We start from the raw sequence: 13,881 nt of genomic DNA, 5'->3' as shown, positions 1-13,881 counted from the left end.
CAGAGTTTGACTGCCTGCTTGGCGTTGCACAAGTCCCATGGGAGCATGCCGGGAAGAAATGTGTGGGAGCAGACCTATGTTGCGAATTCGCGGAAGCATCGGCGACTGGCCGGTGGATTTGACCCTGGAGATGGACGACGCGGACTGGGCGCGACTAGGCGCGCAGTTGCAGGTGGAAAAATCCGAGGTCAGCGCGCCAGCGGCGAAACCGCTGAATCAGGATGATGCGCTGTGGCAGATCGCCAGGGATTTGCTGCGCAAGGCCGGGCAGCTCAGCGGGCCGGACCTGCTCGATCAGTTGGAAGGATTGACTGGCAGCGCGGCGGCGGGCAAACGCCTGCTGGTGCGTTTGCGCCATAGTCCGGACGTGAAGGTGGAAAGCGGTACCGATACGCCGCTCTATCGCTGGTTGTAGGAGCAAGCTCGCTCCTACAAGGTCGTGATCAGTACAGCGCGGCAAACAACTTGCGGCGGTACGTGCTCACCAACGGATGATCGTTGCCCAGCAACTCGAACACCTGCAGCAAGGTCTTGTGCGGCAAGCCTTCGCTGTAGCTGCGGTTGCGGATGAACAACTTCAGCAAAGCATCCAGCGCGGCATCGTACTGCTGACGGGCCAGTTGCTGGATCGCCAGTTGATAGACCGCCTCATCGTCCAGCGGGTCTTTCGCCAGTCGCGCCTTCAGGTCGGCGGCATCCGGCAAGTCCTTGGCCAAACCGAGAAACTTGATCTGTGCCTTGGCGCCGGCCAGCGCGGCCTTGTGCTCGTCGCTCTTGACCGCATCCAGCACGGCTTGCGCTTCGCCCAGTTCACCGCGCTCGGTCAGGCAGCGGGCGTACAGGATCAGTGCCTTGGCGTTGGTATTGTCTTCACCCAACAGCACTTTGAGCAGGGCTTCGGCATCGGCAAAACGGCTGTCATCGAACAGCGCCTGAGCCTGCTCGAACGGATCGGCAGCGGCCGGTGGCGGCATCTGTACATGGGGTTCGAGCAGAGTGCGCACGGCGGATTCGGGCTGGGCACCGGCAAAGCCGTCGACAGGCTGGCCGTCCTTGAACAGCACCACGGTCGGCAGGCTGCGGATGCCGAAGCGGGCAACGATGTCTTGCTCGATGTCACAGTTGACCTTGGCCAGCAGCAACTCACCCTGATAGCTCTCGGCAATGCTCTGCAGCATCGGCATCAGCACTTTGCAGGGCGCGCACCATTCGGCCCAGAAATCCACCAGCACCGGCTTGTGGAAAGAGTTCTCGATCACCGACTGGTCGAAATCGGCAGTCGTGGCGTCGAAGATGTACGGCGTTTCCTGACTCATGGGGGATCTCGTAAAAGCGTGAATGGGGCAACTATACGACTTGGTGGGGGGCGGCCGGAAGCGGTTGGTCGCTAGTCTTCTGTTGCCTGACAAACTGTCATCGCGAGCAAGCTCGCTCCCACAGGGGATTTGTGAACGACACGGATCCAGTGTAGGAGCGAGCCTGCTCGCGATGCTTTTAGCTAGCGTTGCGCGTGGTACAGGCTCACATGCCGAAACTCGTGGGGCTCGGCCAGATCCGGCAGGGTCATGGCTTCAAGCATTTCGATGCGCCGGTACAACGGGTGGCGAAAATCCCGCACTCGGGAATCCGCCACCAGCGCCTCTCGGCCGCGGCTGAGGAACTGGTCGAGCAGCGGCAGGTTGGCCCGGTCGTACAGCACATCCGCCACCAGGATCAGATCGAAGTGATCGGCCTCGGCGAAAAAATCCGTCGAGTAGTTGAGCTCTACGTTATTGAGCTCGGCATTGGCCCGACACGCGGCAATCGCCAGCGGGTCGAGGTCGCAGGCCAGCACTTCGAGCGCGCCGGCCTTGGCAGCGGCAATCCCCGCCACCCCGGAACCGGCACCGAAATCCAGCACCCGCTTGCCTTCGACCCAATGCGGGTTTTCGGCCAGATAACGGGCGACGGCCAGGCCGCTGGCCCAGCAGAAACTCCAGTACGGAGGCTCATGCAGGATGCGCCGGGTTTCTTCCGGGCTGAAGGCGCGGTCCATGTTGTCACCGTCGATCAGCCACAACTTCAGGTCGGTCCCTGGTAACTCACAGGCGACCAATTGCGCATCACCGAGCAGTTCACCCAACGCCTTTTGCAGGTCGAGCGGTGCACTCATGGGGCTTTGACGAATTGCAGTTGGCCCAGGGCCTGGGTGGTCGGCTGGGTGATCAGCTGCGACGGCAAGTGCAGGATCAACTGCCCGGACTGACTGGCGCGGCCTCGCAGTTCAACGCGGGCCCCGGCCGGGAAGGATTCCGGATTGAAGCGCAGGTGAAACGCCAGCACCTGGTTGTTGCCGATCAGGCTGGAACTGGCGAGCAATTGTTGCGGGCGGTCCTTTTCGTCGATCACCAGCAGCGCCAGTTCGACTTCAGCGCCGGCTGGAACGCCTTGCAAGGTGCCGCTCAGTTCACGCTGATAGGCGGGCAGTGGGCCGAGGTCGGCGGCTTCCCGGGCTTTCTTCTGCGCTTGCTGCGGCGCCGGGCCTGGCGTTGGCGGCTGGGGCTTGGGTGCATCGCTGCCGCAAGCCACCAGCAGGCTGAAAACACTGAGCAAAATGAGCGGACGTAACGACATTGGTGGCTCCATAAAGCTGAATTCCATGGATCAAGTGATCATCCCGTCTGTATACCGCAAACCCTATGGCTTGTCTTGCCACCGGGATGCGCTACCATGGCCCTCCCTTTTTTTGTTGCCTGCCACCATGCACTGTCCCTTCTGCGGTGCCAACGACACCAAGGTCATCGACTCGCGTCTGGTCGCCGAGGGCGAACAGGTGCGCCGCCGGCGTGAATGCCTGGCCTGCGGCGAGCGCTTCACGACGTTCGAGACGGCTGAACTGGTGTTGCCGCGCCTGATCAAAACCGACGGCAGTCGCCAGCCGTTCGACGAAGAAAAACTCCGCGCCGGCATGCAGCGCGCGCTGGAAAAGCGCCCGGTGAGCGTCGAGCGCCTCGAATCGTCACTGGTGCACATCAAACACAAACTGCGCGCCACCGGCGAACGCGAGGTCAAATCCCTCGTGGTCGGCGAACTGGTGATGGCCGAGCTGCAGAAGCTCGACGAAGTCGCCTACATCCGCTTCGCTTCGGTATATCGCCGCTTCCAGGACCTCAACGAGTTCCGCGAAGAGATCGATCGCCTGGCCCGTGAACCGGTGAAAGAATGACCACGACCGCCGAACAAGCCATCCTCGATGCTCATTTCATGGCCCGTGCCCTGGAACTGGCGCGCAAGGGGCATTACACGACGCACCCCAATCCGCGGGTCGGTTGCGTGATCGTGCAGGGCGGGCAGATTGTCGGCGAAGGCTGGCACGAGCGCGCCGGCGAGCCCCACGCTGAAGTCCACGCCTTGCACGCGGCCGGTGAGCAGGCTCGTGGCGCCACCGCTTACGTGACGCTTGAGCCTTGCAGCCACCACGGCCGCACACCGCCTTGCGCCGATGCACTGGTCAATGCCGGTGTGGCCCGCGTGGTCGCGGCGATGCAGGACCCGAACCCGGAAGTCGCCGGTCGCGGTCTGCAACGCCTGGCCCAGGCTGGCATCGCCACTGATAGCGGCGTGCTGGAAGGCGAGGCGCGCCAGCTTAATCAAGGTTTTCTGAAACGGATGGAACACGGCTTGCCGTTCGTGCGGGTCAAACTGGCGATGAGCCTCGACGGTCGCACGGCCATGGAAAGCGGCGAAAGCCAATGGATCACCGGCCCGGCAGCGCGTTCGGCAGTGCAGCGCCTGCGCGCCCAGTCCAGCGTTGTGCTGACCGGTGCCGACACGGTGCTGGCGGACAACGCCCGTTTGACCGTACGTGCCGATGAACTCGGTCTGGATGCCGAACAAACGGCACTGGCCATGAGCCGACCACCGCTGCGCGTGTTGGTCGATGGGCGTTTGCGAGTGCCGCTGGATGCACCGTTCTTCAAGGCCGGCCCGGCGCTGGTCGCGACCTGCGTGGCGGTGGAAGAGCAATATGCCAACGGTCCGGAATGCCTGATCGTGCCGGGCTACGACGGCCAGGTCGATCTGCGCCAACTGCTGGTTGAACTTGCCGCCCGTGGCGTCAACGAGGTGTTGGTCGAGGCTGGCCCGCGTCTGGCAGGTGCCTTTGCCCAACTCGGTCTGGTGGATGAGTTCCACATCTTCATCGCCGGCAAGTTCATGGGCTCTTCGGCGCGACCGCTGCTGGACTGGCCGCTCGCGCAAATGAAAGATGCGCCCGAGCTTAAAATCATCGAAATTCGTGCGATCGGCGATGACTGGCGAGTCATCGCCATTCCTTTGCCTCAGTCAGCGTGAGAGCTACTGCACTCGGTAATACTGCGTTAAAAACAGGCTCGGAATGCTCATTTACAACCCGTAAACTCCGCTTCCTCGCCTGTTTTTGCCTTGTCTTCCCTTCGTTCGCTACGCTCTCACGCTGACTGAGCAGCAGGCGTATAATTTCCGGCCATCGCGCAAGCTTTGGCTTAGTTCTCGAGGAGAACCTCATGTTTACCGGCATCATCGAATCCATCGGCAGTATTCGTGCATTGACCCCAAAGGGCGGTGATGTGCGGGTTCACGTCGAAACCGGCAAGCTCGACCTGAGCGACGTCAAACTGGGCGACAGCATCGCGGTCAACGGCGTGTGCCTGACCGCCGTTGAGTTGCCGGGCAATGGCTTTGCGGCGGACGTCAGTCGCGAAACCCTCGACTGCACCGCCATGAACGACCTGAAAAGCGGCAGCCCGGTCAATCTGGAAAAAGCCCTGACCCCGACCACTCGCCTTGGCGGGCATCTGGTCAGTGGTCACGTCGACGGTGTGGGCGAAGTGGTTGCCCGTACCGAGAACGCGCGCGCCGTGGAATTCCGCATCCGTGCGCCGAAGGACCTGGCCAAGTACATCGCCCATAAAGGCTCGATCACGGTCGACGGCACCAGCCTGACCGTGAACGCAGTCGATGGCGCCGAGTTCCTGCTGACCATCATTCCCCACACCCTGAGCGAAACCATCATGGCGTCGTACCAGCCAGGCCGCCGGGTGAACCTGGAAGTGGACTTGCTGGCCCGTTACCTGGAGCGTCTGCTGCTGGGCGACAAGGCCGCAGAGCCAGGCTCTTCGCAAAAGCCCGGCAGCACCATTACCGAAAGCTTTCTGGCCCAAAACGGCTACCTCAAATCCTGACTCAAGGGGGTGCCTTGTGGCGCTCAATAGCATCGAAGAACTGGTTGAAGACATCCGCCAAGGCAAGATGGTCATCCTCATGGATGACGAAGACCGCGAGAACGAAGGCGACCTGATCATGGCCGCCGAGTGCTGCAAGCCCGAGCACATCAACTTCATGGCCAAGCACGCCCGTGGCTTGATCTGCATGCCGATGAGCCGCGAGCGCTGCGAACTGCTCAAGCTGCCGTTGATGGCACCGCGCAATGGTTCCGGTTTCGGCACCAAGTTCACCGTATCGATCGAAGCGGCCACCGGTGTGACCACCGGCATTTCCGCCGCCGACCGTGCGCGCACCGTGCAGGCTGCCGCCGCCCGTGATGCCAAGGCTGAAGACATCGTCAGCCCGGGCCACATCTTCCCGCTGATGGCCCAGGCCGGCGGTACCCTGGCCCGCGCCGGCCACACCGAAGCGGCGTGCGACCTGGCGCGCATGGCCGGTTTCGAGCCGAGCGGCGTGATCTGCGAAGTGATGAACGATGACGGCACCATGTCCCGTCGCGCCGAGCTGGAAGCCTTTGCCGCTGAACACGACATCAAAATCGGCACCATCGCCGACCTGATTCACTACCGCATGATTCACGAACGTACCGTTCAGCGGATTGCCGAGCAGCCACTGGACAGCGAACTGGGCCAATTCAACCTGGTGACCTATCGTGATTCCGTGGAAGGCGACGTGCACATGGCGCTGACCCTGGGCAACGTGTGTGCCGAAGAACCGACCTTGGTTCGCGTGCACAACATGGACCCGCTGCGCGACCTGTTGATGGTCAAGCAACCGGGTCGCTGGAGCCTGCGCGCCGCGATGGCTGCGGTTGCCGAGGCTGGCAGTGGCGTGGTGCTGTTGCTCGGTCACCCGCTCGATGGCGACGTGTTGCTGGCGCACATCCGCGAAACCGCCGACCACGCCGCAGTGAAAAAACCGACCACCTACAGCATTGTCGGTGCCGGTTCGCAGATCCTGCGTGACCTCGGTGTGCGCAAAATGCGCCTGATGTCGGCACCAATGAAATTTAATGCGATATCCGGTTTCGATCTGGAAGTTGTAGAATACGTGCCCTCCGAATAATGACCGGTTGTTTCCGGCCTTGAATTCGCGGTTCAAATATCACCGAGGGGCGCGTACGAGACGCGTCCCGGCTCTTTAAGAGATCTATCGAATGACCCTGAAGACCATCGAAGGTACCTTCATCGCCCCTAAAGGCCGCTACGCTCTGGTAGTGGGCCGTTTCAACAGCTTCGTCGTTGAAAGCCTGGTCAGCGGTGCAGTTGATGCCCTGGTTCGCCACGGCGTGAGCGAAAGCGACATCACCATCATCCGCGCGCCTGGCGCCTTCGAAATTCCGCTGGTTGCGCAGAAAGTCGCCCAGAAAGGCGAATTCGCGGCAATCATCGCCCTGGGCGCGGTCATTCGTGGCGGCACTCCGCACTTCGAATACGTGGCTGGCGAGTGCACCAAGGGCCTGGCCCAGGTGTCCATGGAGTTCGGCGTTCCGGTCGCTTTCGGCGTCCTGACCGTTGATTCCATCGAGCAAGCCATCGAACGTTCCGGCACCAAGGCCGGCAACAAAGGTGCTGAAGCTGCTCTGTCCGCTCTGGAAATGGTCAGCCTGCTGGCGCAGTTGGAGGCCAAGTGATTAGCGACGAAAGCGATCGTTTCAACCCGCGCGATCCAAAGCCTGCGGATGCCGGCAAGCCATCGAAAAGCGTCAAGCGTCGCGAAGCCCGTCAGCTCGCGACCCAGGCGCTGTACCAATGGCACATGGCCAAGCAGTCGCTGAACGAGATCGAAGCGCAGTTCCGGGTCGATAACGATTTCAGCGATGTCGACGGCGCGTACTTCCGCGAAATCCTGCACGGGGTTCCGCAGTTCAAGACCGAAATCGACACCGCGCTCACGCCATGCCTGGACTTGACCATCGAAGAGCTGGACCCGGTTGAACTGGCGGTTCTGCGCCTGTCCACCTGGGAACTGCTCAAGCGCGTCGACGTGCCGTACCGCGTTGTGATCAACGAGGGTATCGAACTGGCCAAGGTCTTCGGTTCCACCGACGGCCACAAGTTCGTCAACGGTGTGCTCGACAAGCTGGCCCCGCGTCTGCGTGAAGCTGAAGTCAAGGCGTTCAAGCGCTGATTGGCGTTTGAATCAGCAATGGGCGAGTTTGAGCTGATCCGCAATTTCTTCGCCGCCGCGCCTTGTGCGCAGGGCGGCGAAGGCGTTGCCCTCGGGATTGGCGATGACTGCGCCTTGCTGGCTGTTCCCCCCGGGGAACAGATGGCGATCTCTACCGATACGTTGGTGGCCGGTGTGCATTTCGCCGATCCCTGCGATCCGTTTCTGCTCGGTCAGCGCTCGCTGGCCGTGGCCGTCAGCGACCTGGCCGCCATGGGCGCCACCCCGATTGCCTTTACCCTTGCCCTGACCTTGCCGACGGTGACCGCCGATTGGCTGCAAGCCTATGCCCGTGGTTTGAACCAGATGGCGCAAAGCTGCGGCGTGGCGCTGGTGGGCGGTGACACGACCCGCGGGCCGCTGAGCCTGACCATGACCGTGTTCGGACGCGTGCCAGCCGGTCTGGCGTTGACCCGCAGTGGAGCGCAACCGGGCGACCTGCTGTGTGTCGGCGGCGACCTGGGCAATGCCGCCGGTGCCTTGCCCTTGGTGCTCGGCCAGCGCACAGCCGAAGCGAGCATTGCCGAGCCGTTGCTGGCGCATTACTGGTCGCCGCAACCGCAGCTCGGCTTGGGTCAGGCGTTGCGTGGCAAGGCCACTTCGGCGATGGATATCTCTGACGGTCTGCTCGCTGATTGCGGGCATATCGCGCTGGCGTCGAAGGTCGGTATCGAAGTCGAGCGGGATCGATTGCCGCTGTCGCAGAGCCTGGTCGACTTTCTCGGCCAATCGGATGCACAGGTTGCGGCCCTGAGTGGAGGCGACGATTACGTCCTGGCTTTCACCTTACCGTCCGTCGAGTTGCCGCTATTGCTGGCCGACGGCTGGCCGATCCATGTGATTGGGCGCGTCGTTAATGGGCAAGGTGTGACACTGCTGGATGCCAACGGACAAGACATCACCCCGCAAACCCGGGGTTATCAACATTTTCGGGAGTCACCGTGACAGATCATCCCAAACAGGTCCCGGCGGAATTCGTACCGCCGTCGGTCTGGCGTAATCCGTGGCATTTCCTGGCGTTCGGCTTCGGCTCGGGCACCTTGCCAAAAGCGCCCGGCACTTGGGGGTCGTTGGTTGCGCTGCCCTTTATCCCGTTGTGGCAGATGCTGCCCGACTGGGGTTACTGGCTGATGCTGGGCATCACCATGCTGTTCGGCTTCTGGCTGTGCGGCAAAGTGGCCGACGATTTGCGGGTACACGACCATGAAGGCATCGTCTGGGACGAAATGGTCGGGATGTGGATTACCCTGTGGCTGGTGCCGGAAGGTTGGCAGTGGTTGCTGGCGGGGTTCTTGATGTTCCGCTTCTTCGACATTCTCAAACCATGGCCGATTCGCTGGATTGACCGGCACGTACATGGCGGCGTCGGCATCATGCTCGATGATGTCCTGGCCGGGGTGTTCGCCTGGTTGGCGATGCAGGGGCTGGTGTGGTTTTTCGCCTGACCGGGGATTTCCAGGCGTTGATCATGAGAGCTGTATATCGGGGGAAGCGGGGGATGGCTGTACGCGGATTGATGGTGATGGTGTTCGCGATGTTTTGTTCTTTTGCCCTGGCGGGAGGAGGGGGCGCCACGCCGCCGTCGGTGATTCATCTGGCCAGCGAAGACTGGGAAGACTACACCGCCGCTGACGGTCATGGACTGGGTTGGGACGTGCTACGGCAAGTGTTCGAGCCGGCGGGCGTCAAGGTCGATATCCGCACCGAGCCCTACGTGCGTTCGCTGGGCCTGGCCGAACGTGGCGAAGTCGATGCTTGCGTCGGTTCCTATCGTGATGAGTCCGAGGGTGTGCTCTATCCCCATTGGAACTTCGACACCGATCACATCTATGCCCTGGGCCTGGCCAGCAGTCCGGTACCCACCCCGCAAACCCTGGGCAATTATCGACTGGCATGGGTCCGCGGCTACGATTACCAGGATTACTTACCCAATGTGCGCCACTTCGACGAAGTGCAGCGGCGTACCGGCATCGTGTCGATGCTGATCCACAATCGCGCCGACTTCTACATCGATGCCCTGACCGAAGTCGATTTCGTCATCAACCGCGCCAAGGATCCGTCCCAGCTGCGGCGCACCCATATCGCCGAGTTGCCGCTGTATCTGTGCTTCGCCAAGACCCCGAAGGCGCGCACGTTAATGGCCCTGTTCGACCAGCGCATGGAGCAATTGGTGAAAAGCGGCGAGCTGAAACCGATTTTTGAACGCTGGAAACAGCCGTATCCGTTTGATTCGAACCGACACGGTTCTTACGGCTGATGATGTACCCATTGTGGGAGCGGGCTTGCTCGCGAAAGCGGTGTGTCATGCAACAATGATGTCGACTGACACGACGCCTTCGCGAGCAAGCCCGCTCCCACATTGATTGCGGTGCGGCTTTTATCAAACATTTTGATAGTTATCGCCGATAATTCAGCCTAAGCGTCCTCCGGAACCTGCTGTTACAATGCCGGCTCTGCGAATCTTCAGACTTTTAGATCAGGAGCACACCGGTGCCTGTCGTTTTTGTCGCCGCTTCCAAGCTGCCAACGCCTTTTGCGCAATTCACCATGCATGGCTTTCTCGATGAAGCCACCGGCCGCGAGCACGTTGTGCTGAGCCTGGGTGAATTCGCCGACGGTGCCCCGGTACTCGGCCGGTTGCACTCCGAATGCCTGACGGGCGATGCCTTGTTCAGCCAGCGTTGCGACTGCGGCTCGCAACTGGAGGCCGCCTTGCAGGCCATCGCCCGCGAAGGTCGTGGCGTATTGCTCTACCTGCGCCAGGAAGGCCGGGGCATTGGCCTGCTGAACAAGATCCGCGCCTATGAGCTGCAGGACGGTGGCGCCGATACCGTTGAAGCCAACGAACGCCTGGGCTTTGCCGCCGACCAGCGTGACTACGCCATGTGCCTGCCGATGCTGGAGCACCTGGGCGTGAAGTCCCTGCGCCTGATGACCAACAACCCGCGCAAGGTCAAAGCCTTGACCGACATGGGTATCGTGGTCGCCGAGCGCGTGCCGCTGCACACCGGCCACAACCCGCATAACCGACTCTACCTGGCGACCAAGGCCAGCAAGCTCGACCATATGATGGGCAATGAGCATCAGGGCGAGGTAGACCGGGCGTGACCCGCGGTCAGGTGCGGCGGCGACTGTCCGTCAACTGGTGGCAATACCTGGCGCTGGCCCTGTTGCCGCTGTTTGTGATCAACGCGCTGTTCGGTCAGAGTGAAGCCATTCTGCCGGTGCTGGCGATGCCGTTGTTCATCGCCGGAGTCGCCTCGATGTTTGTCAGCCTGAAGTTTTTCGGTGCCTACAAACATGCGCTGATCGCCACCCAGAAAGCCCTCGATACCCCTGAAGAGCCTGCCGCCTGGATCAGTCTGGCGGCCAAGCGACGCACGGCATTCCTTGCCGCCGGGCTGCCGGCCTGGATCGGTGCCCTGGCGGTGTTCGTCGGTCTCGAAGCCGTGCCGCTGATGCTGCTGGCTCTGTCGACCGCCGTGCTGTTTTACCTCTACCGTATTCCGCGTCAACTCGGTTGATGCGCGCGCGCTGGCTGGCGGTGTTGCTGCTGGCCGCCAGTGGCTCGACCATCGCGGTCGAGCGGGTTGTCAGTCTCGCACCGTCGCTCTCTGAAATCGTCGTTGAACTGGGCTCCGCCGACCTCCTGGTCGGTGTGCTGGACGCTGGTGAACGGCCTGCGCCACTCAAGAACCTGCCCTCCGTTGGCCGCTATGGCCAGCTGGATATGGAGCGGTTACTCAGCCTGAAACCCGATCTGTTGCTGCTATGGCCCGGTAGCGTCGGCCCGGCCCAGCGTGACCAGCTCAAGCGACTGAATATTCCCACCTACGTCGCCGAACCCCACAGCCTGGACCAGCTCGCCGCACAGATCGAGACCATAGCCGCTCAGCTCGGTCGGCCTGAACGCGGAACTTCATTGGCCAGCGATTTACGCCAGCGGCTGGATGAATTGCGCCAACGCTATCGACGGGATAAGCCGTTACGGGTGTTTTATCAGGTCTGGGATCGGCCGCTGTATACGGTTGGCGGTGAGCAGATCATCAGCGATGCGCTGGAGGTCTGCGGTGCGCAAAACGTGTTTGCCGACCTGAAACTGCCGGCACCGCAAGTCAGTGTGGAAGCCGTGCTGCAGCGTAATCCCGAGGTGATTCTGGCCAGCGAACAGGCGCAGCTTGATGCGTGGAAAGCCTGGCCGCAGGTGGCGGCGGTAGCACAAGGGCAATTGCGCCTGGTGACGGACAAGGGCCTGGAGCGGCCGAGTGGGCAGATGATTGAGGCAACTGCAAAGCTCTGCCAGTTGATCGCGCCTGATCGCTGACCCGTGGCGAGGGGGCTTGCCCCCGTTGGGCTGCGAAGCGGCCCCAAGTCCTGCAATGGTGTTTCATCTGGCATCCCCCATCAGCCTGATTGCGGTTGCTGCGCAACCGAATGGGGCGGTGCGGCGATCCGACAAGCCCCCTCGCCACAAATGATCGAGTCTGGCTTTAGATCTCCGGCGTCCATGTCACCCCGAACATCCACGCCCGACCCTCCTCGCGATACCCGTACTGGCTACCTTGGAAGCTGTACAGCGCCCGGCTGTAACCCTTGTCCAGCAGGTTATCGACCTTCAGCTCCAGACTGATTTCACGATTGAGCTCCCAACTGCTGCGCAGCCCCAACAAGGCATAACCGCCCAGCGGCTGTTGATTGTTCAGGTCGTCATAGCTGCTGCTGACCGCTTGCCAACTGGCGCCGAGGCCCAGGCGATCGAACTGTCGGTCCAGGTCCCAGCTCAAGGTGCGTCGCGCGCGACGGGCCAGGGTATGGCCCGTATCACGATCCCGCGGGTCGATGATCGCCACGCCAAGGTTGCTCTGCCAGCCGAACAGTTCCTGCTTCAGCGCTGCTTCGAAGCCGTTGATCCGCGCCGAGGCGACGTTTTCGGGGCGCGAGTTGCTGCCGAAGATGATCGCGTCTTCAAGGTCGGTGCGATACAGCGACGTCTCCAGGCGACTGCTCTCGGTCAACTGGCTGCGCCATTGCAGCTCGTAGCTTTTCGAGGTTTCAGGCTTCAGGTCCGGGTTGCTGAAGTCGGGGTAGTACAGATCGTTGAACGTAGGCGCGCGGAAGCCTTCGCTGTAGGTCAGCAGCACTTCGTTGTCCGGGTTCAGCGGCAGGGTGAAGGTGCCGCTCCAGGTGTTCTGGCTGCCGAACTGCTGGTTATCGTCGTGACGCAGGCCCAACTCCGTGGAGAAACTGTCGGCCCGATAGTGATGCTGGATGTACGCCGCACGGTTCCAGCGACTGTCCTCATCGAATGCGGTGCTGCTGTTGATGCGGTCTTCATACCAGTCACCACCAAGCAGCAAACTGTTGCGTTCGTTGAGCGTCAGGTCGTTCTGCCAGTTCACCGCATCGCGGTAGGTGTTGAACACGCTGCGCTCATCGCTGAGCTTGTCGAGGGTCTTCTCGCGGTTTTCGCTGTGGCCGAACTCGATGCGGGTTTTCCACAGATCATTGATGCGCGCGTCGATGTAACTGCTGACACTGCTCACATCGAATTCGGTGTAGGGCTGCTGTTGGACCGACTCGAACGTATTCATGTCGAAGCGCCCGAACGGGTTGTCGAACTCGCTTTTGCCGCGGTTATCCAACGCGTTGGCGCCGATCTCGATGTCATCGCTGAGTGCGTGGCTCAAGCTCAGGCTAAACGACTGGTTTCGGTACTCGTCATGGTCGCCGTCGCTGGGGAACGACTCGTGGGTGCGATTGATCTCGGCGGTTTCGTCAAGGCTGGTGCCGAGGTTGAAGCGGGTCTGTTCATCGCCGCCGGACAAACCGAGGCTGCGCTCCCAGGTCTGATTGCTGCCGAAGCCGACGTGCATCCGCGGCTGCAGGCCTTGTTCGCCGCCACGGCGGGTGAAGATCTGGATCACCCCGCCAATCGCATCGCTGCCATAAATCACCGAACGGGAGCCGCGCAGCACTTCCACGCGCTCGACCTGCTCGATATTGATGTGTTGCAGGTTACTGTCGCCGGAGGTCGAACTGCCGATGCGCTGGCCGTCCACCAGCACCAGGCTCTGGGCCGACTGGGTGCCGCGGATGTAGACACCCGGAAGGCTGCCGCGCCCGCCGGTCTGCGAGACTTGCACGCCTGGCACCCGGCGCAACAGATCAGTGACGCTATCGGGTTGCAGGCGATCGATGTCTTCGCGGGTGAATACGGTGTTGGCGGCGCTGCTGTCGTTGCGCGCTTCGACCTGGCGGTTGGCGCTGATCAACACGTCGGGCAGCTTCAGGGCCTGATCGCGTTCGAAGGTGTCGGCATAGGCGTTGGCGGTGGGCAGCAGAAACAGAGGGAGGGCGAGGCGGGAGAACTTCATTGATAGTCCGTTGGTGTTTCGAGGCGCACACAAATCAAATGTGGGAGCGGGCTTGCTCGCGAAGGCGGAGTGTCAGTCAACTTCTCAGTTGAAT

The 13,881-nt window shown here is 61.7% G+C and carries 17 protein-coding genes; 13 read left to right on the top strand and 4 right to left on the bottom strand.

Going from position 1 to position 13,881, the window contains the following annotated elements:
• Positions 1 to 76: 76 nt before the first annotated feature.
• A complete protein-coding gene (locus tag KGA85_RS14550) occupies positions 77 to 415 on the top strand; it encodes a hypothetical protein (RefSeq protein ID WP_223453650.1) in 339 nt (112 codons plus the stop codon).
• 28 nt (positions 416 to 443) lie between these two features.
• Here KGA85_RS14550 and trxA read toward each other — a convergent pair whose 3' ends face one another.
• The 3 genes from trxA to KGA85_RS14535 form a co-directional block, all read right to left on the bottom strand.
• A complete protein-coding gene (gene trxA, locus KGA85_RS14545) occupies positions 444 to 1,316 on the bottom strand; it encodes a thioredoxin (protein WP_223453648.1) in 873 nt (290 codons plus the stop codon).
• Between the two features lie 182 nt (positions 1,317 to 1,498).
• Positions 1,499 to 2,152 carry a class I SAM-dependent methyltransferase gene (locus KGA85_RS14540; RefSeq protein WP_223533897.1) on the bottom strand — a complete coding sequence of 218 codons (654 nt, stop codon included), beginning with the start codon at positions 2,150 to 2,152 and terminating at the stop codon, positions 1,499 to 1,501.
• Positions 2,149 to 2,613 (bottom strand): YbaY family lipoprotein, encoded by a 465-nt coding sequence (locus KGA85_RS14535; RefSeq protein ID WP_223533898.1) that lies wholly within the window; start codon positions 2,611 to 2,613, stop codon positions 2,149 to 2,151. Before KGA85_RS14535 ends, KGA85_RS14540 begins: the two co-directional genes overlap by 4 nt.
• Before the next feature lie 127 nt (positions 2,614 to 2,740).
• Between KGA85_RS14535 and nrdR the strand changes: the two genes are divergently transcribed.
• From nrdR to KGA85_RS14470, 12 genes are all read left to right on the top strand, one after another.
• Complete coding sequence (gene nrdR, locus KGA85_RS14530; RefSeq protein ID WP_003228656.1) at positions 2,741 to 3,205, top strand: transcriptional regulator NrdR; 465 nt, start codon at positions 2,741 to 2,743, stop codon at positions 3,203 to 3,205.
• Complete coding sequence (gene ribD / locus KGA85_RS14525) at positions 3,202 to 4,332, top strand: bifunctional diaminohydroxyphosphoribosylaminopyrimidine deaminase/5-amino-6-(5-phosphoribosylamino)uracil reductase RibD (RefSeq protein ID WP_223453643.1); 1,131 nt, start codon at positions 3,202 to 3,204, stop codon at positions 4,330 to 4,332. Before nrdR ends, ribD begins: the two co-directional genes overlap by 4 nt.
• Positions 4,333 to 4,523: 191 nt before the next feature.
• Positions 4,524 to 5,201 carry a riboflavin synthase gene (locus KGA85_RS14520; protein WP_046041642.1) on the top strand — a complete coding sequence of 226 codons (678 nt, stop codon included), beginning with the start codon at positions 4,524 to 4,526 and terminating at the stop codon, positions 5,199 to 5,201.
• Positions 5,202 to 5,217: 16 nt separating this feature from the next.
• Positions 5,218 to 6,309 carry a bifunctional 3,4-dihydroxy-2-butanone-4-phosphate synthase/GTP cyclohydrolase II gene (ribBA, locus tag KGA85_RS14515; protein WP_090325554.1) on the top strand — a complete coding sequence of 364 codons (1,092 nt, stop codon included), beginning with the start codon at positions 5,218 to 5,220 and terminating at the stop codon, positions 6,307 to 6,309.
• Between the two features lie 91 nt (positions 6,310 to 6,400).
• On the top strand, positions 6,401 to 6,877 hold the full coding sequence (gene ribE / locus KGA85_RS14510; protein ID WP_003228649.1) for a 6,7-dimethyl-8-ribityllumazine synthase: 477 nt from the start codon (positions 6,401 to 6,403) through the stop codon (positions 6,875 to 6,877).
• Positions 6,874 to 7,374 carry a transcription antitermination factor NusB gene (nusB, locus tag KGA85_RS14505; protein ID WP_003185935.1) on the top strand — a complete coding sequence of 167 codons (501 nt, stop codon included), beginning with the start codon at positions 6,874 to 6,876 and terminating at the stop codon, positions 7,372 to 7,374. The genes ribE and nusB overlap by 4 nt, the downstream gene beginning before the upstream one ends.
• An 18-nt stretch (positions 7,375 to 7,392) precedes the next feature.
• The gene (gene thiL, locus KGA85_RS14500; RefSeq protein ID WP_223453641.1) at positions 7,393 to 8,358 is read left to right on the top strand and encodes a thiamine-phosphate kinase; all 966 of its coding nucleotides are present in this window, start codon (positions 7,393 to 7,395) and stop codon (positions 8,356 to 8,358) included.
• On the top strand, positions 8,355 to 8,858 hold the full coding sequence (locus tag KGA85_RS14495) for a phosphatidylglycerophosphatase A (RefSeq protein WP_007970166.1): 504 nt from the start codon (positions 8,355 to 8,357) through the stop codon (positions 8,856 to 8,858). Before thiL ends, KGA85_RS14495 begins: the two co-directional genes overlap by 4 nt.
• 53 nt (positions 8,859 to 8,911) lie before the next feature.
• Positions 8,912 to 9,670, top strand: a complete 759-nt coding sequence (locus tag KGA85_RS14490; protein WP_223534529.1) for a substrate-binding periplasmic protein — start codon at positions 8,912 to 8,914, stop codon at positions 9,668 to 9,670.
• Between the two features lie 233 nt (positions 9,671 to 9,903).
• Entirely contained in the window at positions 9,904 to 10,521 is a 618-nt protein-coding gene (gene ribA / locus KGA85_RS14480) for a GTP cyclohydrolase II (protein WP_150726901.1), read from the top strand.
• Positions 10,518 to 10,937: an MFS transporter gene (locus tag KGA85_RS14475; protein ID WP_223453638.1), complete on the top strand. Its 420-nt coding sequence runs from the start codon at positions 10,518 to 10,520 to the stop codon at positions 10,935 to 10,937. The genes ribA and KGA85_RS14475 overlap by 4 nt, the downstream gene beginning before the upstream one ends.
• Positions 10,937 to 11,737: a cobalamin-binding protein gene (locus KGA85_RS14470; protein ID WP_223533901.1), complete on the top strand. Its 801-nt coding sequence runs from the start codon at positions 10,937 to 10,939 to the stop codon at positions 11,735 to 11,737. Before KGA85_RS14475 ends, KGA85_RS14470 begins: the two co-directional genes overlap by 1 nt.
• A gap of 166 nt (positions 11,738 to 11,903) precedes the next feature.
• Here the strand turns inward: KGA85_RS14470 and KGA85_RS14465 are convergent, their stop codons facing one another.
• The gene (locus KGA85_RS14465) at positions 11,904 to 13,787 is read right to left on the bottom strand and encodes a TonB-dependent receptor domain-containing protein (RefSeq protein ID WP_223453634.1); all 1,884 of its coding nucleotides are present in this window, start codon (positions 13,785 to 13,787) and stop codon (positions 11,904 to 11,906) included.
• Between the last annotated feature and the right edge of the window lie 94 nt (positions 13,788 to 13,881).

This window comes from Pseudomonas sp. GL-B-12, from assembly GCF_019955895.1.
In the GTDB taxonomy this organism is placed as follows: domain Bacteria; phylum Pseudomonadota; class Gammaproteobacteria; order Pseudomonadales; family Pseudomonadaceae; genus Aquipseudomonas.
Note: the sequence above shows the minus strand (reverse complement) of the source record. Positions and strands in the feature narration are given on the sequence as shown.

What these genes read in the sequence shown, in the direction of transcription:
- KGA85_RS14550 (WP_223453650.1), top strand. Translation starts at nt 77, where the DNA reads ATGTTGCGAATTCGCGGAAGCATCGGCGACTGGCCGGTGGATTTGACC.
- trxA (WP_223453648.1), bottom strand. Translation starts at nt 1,316, where the DNA reads ATGAGTCAGGAAACGCCGTACATCTTCGACGCCACGACTGCCGATTTC.
- KGA85_RS14540 (WP_223533897.1), bottom strand. Translation starts at nt 2,152, where the DNA reads ATGAGTGCACCGCTCGACCTGCAAAAGGCGTTGGGTGAACTGCTCGGT.
- KGA85_RS14535 (WP_223533898.1), bottom strand. Translation starts at nt 2,613, where the DNA reads ATGTCGTTACGTCCGCTCATTTTGCTCAGTGTTTTCAGCCTGCTGGTG.
- nrdR (WP_003228656.1), top strand. Translation starts at nt 2,741, where the DNA reads ATGCACTGTCCCTTCTGCGGTGCCAACGACACCAAGGTCATCGACTCG.
- ribD (WP_223453643.1), top strand. Translation starts at nt 3,202, where the DNA reads ATGACCACGACCGCCGAACAAGCCATCCTCGATGCTCATTTCATGGCC.
- KGA85_RS14520 (WP_046041642.1), top strand. Translation starts at nt 4,524, where the DNA reads ATGTTTACCGGCATCATCGAATCCATCGGCAGTATTCGTGCATTGACC.
- ribE (WP_003228649.1), top strand. Translation starts at nt 6,401, where the DNA reads ATGACCCTGAAGACCATCGAAGGTACCTTCATCGCCCCTAAAGGCCGC.
- thiL (WP_223453641.1), top strand. Translation starts at nt 7,393, where the DNA reads ATGGGCGAGTTTGAGCTGATCCGCAATTTCTTCGCCGCCGCGCCTTGT.
- KGA85_RS14490 (WP_223534529.1), top strand. Translation starts at nt 8,912, where the DNA reads ATGGCTGTACGCGGATTGATGGTGATGGTGTTCGCGATGTTTTGTTCT.
- KGA85_RS14470 (WP_223533901.1), top strand. Translation starts at nt 10,937, where the DNA reads ATGCGCGCGCGCTGGCTGGCGGTGTTGCTGCTGGCCGCCAGTGGCTCG.
- KGA85_RS14465 (WP_223453634.1), bottom strand. Translation starts at nt 13,787, where the DNA reads ATGAAGTTCTCCCGCCTCGCCCTCCCTCTGTTTCTGCTGCCCACCGCC.